Annotated in this window: 6 protein-coding genes; 3 read left to right on the plus strand and 3 right to left on the minus strand. The window is 60.5% G+C overall.

Annotation, left to right across the window (positions count from 1 at the left end):
• The first annotated feature begins 77 nt into the window (after positions 1–77).
• Positions 78–2609, plus strand: a complete 2532-nt coding sequence (locus FH975_RS03900; protein WP_162320162.1) for an ATP-dependent DNA ligase — start codon at positions 78–80, stop codon at positions 2607–2609.
• Positions 2610–2657: 48 nt separating this feature from the next.
• Here the strand turns inward: FH975_RS03900 and FH975_RS03905 are convergent, their stop codons facing one another.
• Together FH975_RS03905 and FH975_RS03910 are read right to left on the minus strand one after the other, a co-directional pair.
• Positions 2658–3329 carry a hypothetical protein gene (locus FH975_RS03905; protein ID WP_162320163.1) on the minus strand — a complete coding sequence of 224 codons (672 nt, stop codon included), beginning with the start codon at positions 3327–3329 and terminating at the stop codon, positions 2658–2660.
• A 482-nt stretch (positions 3330–3811) separates the two neighbouring features.
• Entirely contained in the window at positions 3812–4417 is a 606-nt protein-coding gene (locus FH975_RS03910) for a TIGR03085 family metal-binding protein (RefSeq protein ID WP_162320164.1), read from the minus strand.
• Positions 4418–4470: 53 nt separating this feature from the next.
• On the opposite strand from FH975_RS03910, the gene FH975_RS03915 reads away from it, so the two are divergent.
• On the plus strand, positions 4471–4998 hold the full coding sequence (locus FH975_RS03915) for a TspO/MBR family protein (RefSeq protein WP_328821767.1): 528 nt from the start codon (positions 4471–4473) through the stop codon (positions 4996–4998).
• Here FH975_RS03915 and FH975_RS03920 read toward each other — a convergent pair.
• Complete coding sequence (locus FH975_RS03920; protein WP_162320165.1) at positions 4988–6028, minus strand: FUSC family protein; 1041 nt, start codon at positions 6026–6028, stop codon at positions 4988–4990. The two genes, FH975_RS03915 and FH975_RS03920, sit on opposite strands and share 11 nt — an antisense overlap.
• Positions 6029–6190: 162 nt before the next feature.
• On the opposite strand from FH975_RS03920, the gene FH975_RS03925 reads away from it, so the two are divergent.
• A partial coding sequence (locus FH975_RS03925) for a DUF222 domain-containing protein (protein ID WP_162320166.1) occupies positions 6191–7314 on the plus strand: 1124 nt, incomplete at its 3' end.

Raw genomic sequence — 7314 nt, forward strand, 5'->3', positions numbered from 1 at the left:
GCTGATCCTTCACTGTACAAGTGCGGCCACCGGGGAAGTCCAGCCAACTTCAAGGCATGTGCAATCAGAATGGGACCATGGGATCGAAGCAGCAGACCGTGAATGTGGCAGGACGAAGGTTGAAGCTGACCAATCTGGACAAGGTCCTCTACCCGGAATCTGGCACCACCAAAGCTGAGGTTATCGAGTACTACCAGACCATTGCCCAGGTGATGCTGCCGCACATGCGCCGCCGGGCGGTGACACGCAAACGCTGGCCGGACGGGCCCGGGACCGCGGAGAAGCCCAAGGACGCGTTCTTCCGGAAGAACTTAGAGGACTCCGCTCCCTCCTGGGTGCCGCGGTTGGGGCTGCAGCACTCGGACCATGTCAACATTTACCCGTTGGCCGAGGACTCAGCGGTGCTCGCGTGGTTCGGCCAAGTGGCCGCGCTAGAGCTGCACGTGCCGCAGTGGCGCTTCGACTCCGATGTCGCCCCCTTCATCCCTCAGGACCAGGGCGGGGAGCCGCCGGTGGCTGAGCGGCGCAACCCTGACCGGTTGGTGCTGGATCTGGACCCGGGCCCGGGCACTGATGTGCGCGACTGTGCACAGGTGGCCCGCTGGTGCCGGGAGATCCTCGATGACATGGGCTTACCCAGCGTGCCCGTGACCTCGGGATCCAAGGGCATCCATCTCTATGCCGCTCTTGATGGCAGCTACACCTCGGACCAGGTGTCACAAGTAGCGCAGGAGCTAGCCCGTGCGCTGGAGAAGGACCACCCCAAGCAGGTGATCAGCCAGATGAAGAAGTCCGCCCGCCACGGCAAAGTGTTCATCGACTGGTCGCAGAACAACTCCAATAAGACCACTGTCGCGCCCTATTCGCTGCGCGGCCGGCCCCAGCCCTGGGTCGCCGCCCCTCGCACCTGGGAGGAGCTGGAGGACTCCGATCTCGGCCAGTTGACCTTCCGGGAGGTGATAGAGCGAGTAGCCGAGGGGATTGACCCGCTCGAGGACTTCGGCCGCTATACCGAACCTGATGACGCGGACTCCCCCGCCGTCGCGGAGCCTGAATCCAAGAGCACCCGGGAGAAGACCACAGATATTGAGGACGCGCTGACCAAGTACCGGTCCATGCGCGATGCCTCCAAAACCCCTGAACCTGTGCCGGAAGGCTCCCCGGCCGCCCGCGCCGGTGACCCGATCTTCGTAATCCAAGAGCATCACGCCACCGCCCTGCACTACGACACCCGGTTAGAGCGTGACGGCGTGCTGGTCTCTTGGGCGGTGCCGAAGGGCCCACCGCTGAAAGTCGGGCAACAACGGCTGGCGGTCATGACTGAGGATCACCCACTGGAGTACGCGGAGTTCGAAGGCACCATCCCCAAGAACGAATACGGCGGTGGCAAGGTCTACATTTGGGATTCGGGCACCGTAGAGATCGAAAAGTGGGAGAAGCAGAAGGTCGTCTTCACCCTGCAGGGTCAGCCCGAGGGTGGCTTAGGCGGCAAACCCCGGCGCTACGCGCTAGTGCAGACCGATGAGAAAGGCAAGGACTGGCTGATCCGGCTGATGAAGGACCAGCCGAAGAAGTCGAGGGCCAAAAAGTCGACCACTAAGGAGAAGTCCGCTCCCAAGGCAGCGTCCTCATCCAATCAGCCGAAGGCCAAGCCCTCAGCCGTGCCGGAACCGTTGCCCTCCCCCATGTTGGCCACTATGGGTGCGCGGAGGGACCTGCGCGGAAAAGGGTGGGTGTTCGAGGCCAAATGGGATGGATACCGGATCCTCTCGGCAATCCACGGAGACGATCATGATGGGCCACCGGTGGAGCTGCGCAGCCGCAGCGGCAAAGACTACACCGCAGTCTTCCCTGAACTCACAGAGTTGGCAGAGCTGGTGCCAGCGGGCACAGTGCTTGACGGCGAGGTAGTGGCCTTGAACTCTTCCGACAGACCCGACTTCGGTCTTCTGCAGCGCCGCGGCCGACTCACTAAGAAGCGCGAGATCGACAGGGCTGCGACCCGGATCCCAGTGCACTACATGGTCTTCGACGTCCTCCACACGGCCGACCACGGTGATCTTACTGATCAGCCCTACTCCGAGCGTCGCAGAGTCCTGAGCATGCTCGTGAAGTCTGGCTCCCAGGTCCAAGTCCCCGATGATCTCGGAAGGAGACTCACACCTGCCTTAGACGTCAGCGAGGAACTCAGGCTCGAGGGCATTATCGCCAAACGTGCGGAGAGCAAGTACAAACCCGGGAAACGCACCGATGACTGGATCAAGGTCAAACACGACAACCATGCCGACGTCGTGGTCATCGGCTGGCGCCAAGGTAAGGGCGGCAGGGTTCGCACGTTCGGTTCTCTTCTGCTGGCCGTAGAGGACGACGACGGCGACCTCACCTACGCTGGGCGGGTCGGGACGGGATTCAGTGAGGCCGATCTTCGTGAACTACGAAGCACGCTTGAGGGAATCACACGTAAAACTCCCGCGGTCGACGACGTGCCCCCAGAAGATGCCTCGGACGCCACCTGGGTGACACCGAAACTCCACGCGGAGGTAAAGCACTCAGGCCTCACCCGCGACCACCGCCTCCGCCACCCCACGTGGCGAGGCCTCAAGAATTGAGGGACACAAGACCATTGACCAGTCTCCCGACTTGCCTGCGTTTAGCCTCTAAGAATCTGCAATGATCCTTGTCCGCCGCTGTGCTTGAATCACGAAGAGTTCACCGAAAGCGCAGTGCCGGAGAACCTCGCACAGGTGCAGGGAGATCGACTCGAGTTTTCCCCGTTTGAGGCGCATCGATCCGCTGCTGGCTACCAACTCGTCGTGAAGGTCCAGGATCCTGTCAATCGCAGATTGATCTGCAAGATCGGCGACTCTCGGGACCACACCGACACCACTCTGGCTGGTGGAAAAATGCTGAGCTCTCTGCGCCATGAGGGAGAGTTTTCGCCGCAGCGTCGCGCCTCTGCGATCAGGGGCCGAAATGCCGTGCGTGATGTTGAACATCACCTCAATCGCTCTCAGCAGGATCAGAGCGCGTCCCTCCGCGCTCATATGTCCGCTGAAGACCGTATCGCCAATCAGGCGCCGAGCTGAGGGGAATTGCCTACGGAACCCAAACCATGGCTGGAGAAGCTCATGGAACTGTCCCGCAATTGGGGACGCCCCGTCGTAACCATGCCAAACACTTGCCTCACCGAGGCCTGGCAACGCGGGTTGTTCCCAGGAGCTGACGCTTGGATCCTCGACCTGAGCTGCAGTACACGAAATAGTCGTCTCCTGGATCCGCGCAGGCGGAGAACCGCAGATCAAAGCGAGTTCAATGACCGTTTGAGCCAAGGCTGTAATGTGACTTCGCGATAGAGGTCGAGCCGCAGACATTGTGATGAGCACCTGGGGTTCATTTCCTGAACCGGTGTCGGACTCGGGTGCAACGTGGTCTACGGAGATCGTAAGAAACTCACTAGGAAGCGGAACCTCATCTAGTAAGACGTCGGAGAAGCCCACTGAACCTTCGAGCCACATGTTATGACCGGGCGCATGTGCTTTCGGGCTGGGTATCGTCAACCGCAGCGACACCTCACCGGCTCGATCTTGACTTTCCTTCAAAATTTTTCTCATAACTGATAAACATCACACGCCTGAAATTAGTCTTATGAGTAAACAATAAGTCAGGTCTCCTAATTTTTATAAAGTTTATAAAGAATTGTTACGCTGGAATACTCTGAGTGAACACTGGAAGCTCGGTGAAAAAGATTTTTCATCGCCGTGCAGATAATTACCACGGCGAGATATCACTGACGTTGAACTCCACCCATCACTCACGCCTCGGTAATGTCGACTTCGGCCTGCTCTTTTCGACCGGCTGCCCAGAGGATGAGCTCCTCAGGCGCTCCGTGAACCATCATGAGCGGGGCAGATGCTGGGCCCCGCGTCGTCGCTCCGTATCCTGGGCTGAAGAAAGAGATCCTGCGGTTCTGTTTTCGCGCCGCCATGGGGAAGAAACTCACCGATGCCTGCTTCCATAGTCGCCTGCGCAGTTCTTCTGAGACTGCGCGCCGTTGACTGAGGTCGAAGTCCGGTTGAGCGCGAAGGACGTCCTCAGTGTGGATGTAGAACTCAGCGCTGTTCATCGCGTCATTGACTGGCGCAAAGCTCTGCGGGAAATACGATGGCGGGCCGATCGATGCGCGGTCAACCAGATTTTCGTAGCCTTCTGCTTTCAAACTCTCGATGGCCTTGCGCGCTCTGGCTCCCACGATGGGGAGGCCTTGTCCCACCAGCAAATCTGGACGGGAGTCCCGCATCACGATATGCAAGGCCATATCTTCGGCCGCCCACCCTTCACACAGGGTTGACGCCTCGGGACCCACTGTACGCAGGGCACTGACCAGGGCTTTGCGCTGTTCGGAGGCTGTAGAGCTCATAATCCCAAGTGTAGGGTCAGGAGCACCACTTGGGTATCGAAAGGAGACCACCCGTGACGCAGGGAACCACCCAAACCACCAACCGTGACTCCACGTTCAAGCAGATTGTGGCGCTCATTCTCTTCGTCGGTATCCCGCAAGCCGTCGGATTTCTCGGAAGTCAGCTGACCCAGGACGAAACCGACGGATGGTACGAGCAGGCGGATCGGGCACCTTGGACTCCCCCAGACGCAGTCTTCGGTCCTGTATGGACGGTTCTGTATCTCAGCATGGGTGTGGCCGCCTGGCTGGTGTGGCGCAGACGGCACAGCGTCAACGCCAAACTCGCGCTAACCCTGTTCGTGGTGCAGTTAGTGCTCAATGGCATCTGGTCGCCTTTGTTCTTCGGCGGATACCCCGTCATGGGGACAGCGGCATTATGGGCAGCGATGGTTCTGATCGTCGTACTGATCGTGGCAATTGCCGCCACCATCTGGCGATTCTGGCCGATCTCTAGGCTCGCAGGTGTTCTCCTCCTGCCTTACCTGGCATGGACCGTCTACGCCTCGACTTTGAACTTGTATATCGCGCTCATGAACTGAGTACCTTCTTCAGACCTGATCGGACAACGAGCTGGTAGCTGGCCGCCAACGCGGCCACAAGCACCGCCCCTGCCAGCGTGAACCCTACCCGCTGGATATCTGCGCTCAGCACATCAGGGCCGTCCACATTGAAGAGAACCACGGCAATCGTGAGGGCGAACGCATATACGGCATAATTCGCCTTGCGCACGAGGAGAACCAGCGCAATGACAAGTGCGACCACCGCGATACCGGTCAAAAGCACCTGATGAGTCACCACGACTGAGCCCACCAGGGCTGCAATTGCACCACCCGCTACTGTGCCTACCGAGCGATTTATCACCCGGCTGCGCGTATCAGACAGCCCCGGACGGACGATCACCAGAATCGTCAGCAACAGCCATCCGCCCGTGGTCTCAGTGAACCATGTCGAAGCTATGAATGCCGCCACTCCCAGCAGGATGGCCAGTGCCAGCCCGTAGTGCAGCGCCACCGTATGGCTCAGCGGTTTCGCAGTGAGATTCGGCAGCTTTGACTTTAACAGCGCGCTGACGACCACGGCCCACAGACCGCCAATGAGCACCATGCCAACAGGCACCGTCACCTGGCCAAGTCGGCCCGAAGCCCAGTCGATTCCCGTCAGGGCCAAGGGCGGCGCTATAAGCGTAAGCGAGCACCAGATGCAGGCCTGTACTGCAATGGCGCTCCAGCCTCTCCGGGCACACAGTCCAAGAATCAGACCTGCAGCGGCCATGAGCAGGGAGCTCATCCACGGCCAAGGAGCGGCCAACTGGGAGAGCGCCATGAACACGCCAGTAGCAGCCACGGTCCATAGTCCCAGGCGGATTCCGTACAGCGACGCAATGAGCCCCGGAACAGCCCCTGTCACCACGAACTTCACTGCCGGGGCGAACGGACTGAAGGACACAGCAACTGCGGGGAGAGCAATCACCAAGATGAGAGCCAGCACGAAGACCCCAGGACGGAGGGCGCCCATGAAACGTGATGCGTACCCAGCGCCGCGGGATGCCCCGTTACTGGTGAACGTCATGCCATCCCCCGGCATCCAGTGTCAGTTGAGTCAGAAAGCAATGAACCTCACTGTATCCGCGAAACCGGGCACGCTCAATGTTCGTGACGTGCCCTCTCACTACCGTTCACAGGTCTTCGCCGGGTCGGGGTGGTGTCGGGGGTGGCGGATAAAATTGTGGGTATGGAAGGCAAGTTAGATGCTCACTCTTCGGCACCGGTTCCAGTGCAGGTGCCGGGGTCGTTGGGTCATCTTGCCCAGGTGCCTGAGTTGGTGTCTGCCTGGGAAGCTCAGGTAGCGGCCCGGCGTGCTGAAGCCACCAAGATTGAGCACCTTCTGAACTACCTGGACCGGCGCCTGACGGAGTGCGCTGGTGAGACTGTGGTGGGCCGTGCTGAGGCTCAGAAGGCCGCGGTCCGTGATGCTGCGATGGTGCTGGGTGTCAGTGAACGCACCACCACGATCATGCTCAATGTTGCTGGTGTCGCTCGTAGTGAGCTGCCCCGTACCTGGGAGGCGTTCACTCAGGGGTGGGTGGACCTGCCCCGGGTGCGGAAAGTCGCGGAGGCCGCCCCCACCAGTGAGCTCACTGCAGCCCTGGTGCAGGAGTTGGATGCCAGGGCCAGTGTGGAGGCCACCCACCGGGGTCTTGGTGAGTTCCACCGGTGGTTGACAAGGTGTGTTGCCGACCTGGACCCCGAAGCCTACGAGGCCGCGTGTGAGGAGGCCGGTGAGGGCCGGTATGTGCGCTTTGAGCACCAGTCGAATGGGATGAGCTATCTGGAGGCGTACCTACCCACCCTGCAGGCAGCAGCGATCCAGAACCGGCTCCGGGCGGCAGCCCGCGGTCTGGACTCACCACCAGCACACGATGATGAGAACCCCCACACCGGCGGGGATGTCTCTTCTGGTGGTGATTCTCGGTCTCTTGTGCAGCGGCAGGTGGATCTTTTGGCTGCGTGGTTGCGGGATGGTCGGGTCTATCAGGCGCCGGTGGAGGCGAAGATTATGGTGATGATCCCTGAAGCGACCCTTGCCGGGGAATCTGATGAACCGGGGGTTTCAGCTGACCGGTCCTGGCGGGTCCCCGCTGGTCAGGCCCGCGCCTTAGCGTCAGACCCTGGTGCGGACCATCAGTGGTATCAGGGCCGGGTCCGCAGGGATGAGCGCAATGCTGACTATGACCTACTGAGTGCCCGGTATGTGGGGCGGTTCCCGCCTGCCCGGTTACGGGATGCGTTGGTGTTCCGTGATGGGACCTGTCAGGCCCCGGGGTGCACGGTGGCCGCGCAGTGTTGCGATATCGA

This window comes from Nesterenkonia haasae (assembly GCF_010119385.1).
Lineage (GTDB): Bacteria > Actinomycetota > Actinomycetes > Actinomycetales > Micrococcaceae > Nesterenkonia > Nesterenkonia haasae.

Coding starts and splice junctions, on each gene's coding strand:
- FH975_RS03900 (WP_162320162.1), top strand. CDS start 78: ATGGGATCGAAGCAGCAGACCGTGAATGTGGCAGGACGAAGGTTGAAG.
- FH975_RS03910 (WP_162320164.1), bottom strand. CDS start 4,417: ATGAGCTCTACAGCCTCCGAACAGCGCAAAGCCCTGGTCAGTGCCCTG.
- FH975_RS03920 (WP_162320165.1), bottom strand. CDS start 6,028: ATGACGTTCACCAGTAACGGGGCATCCCGCGGCGCTGGGTACGCATCA.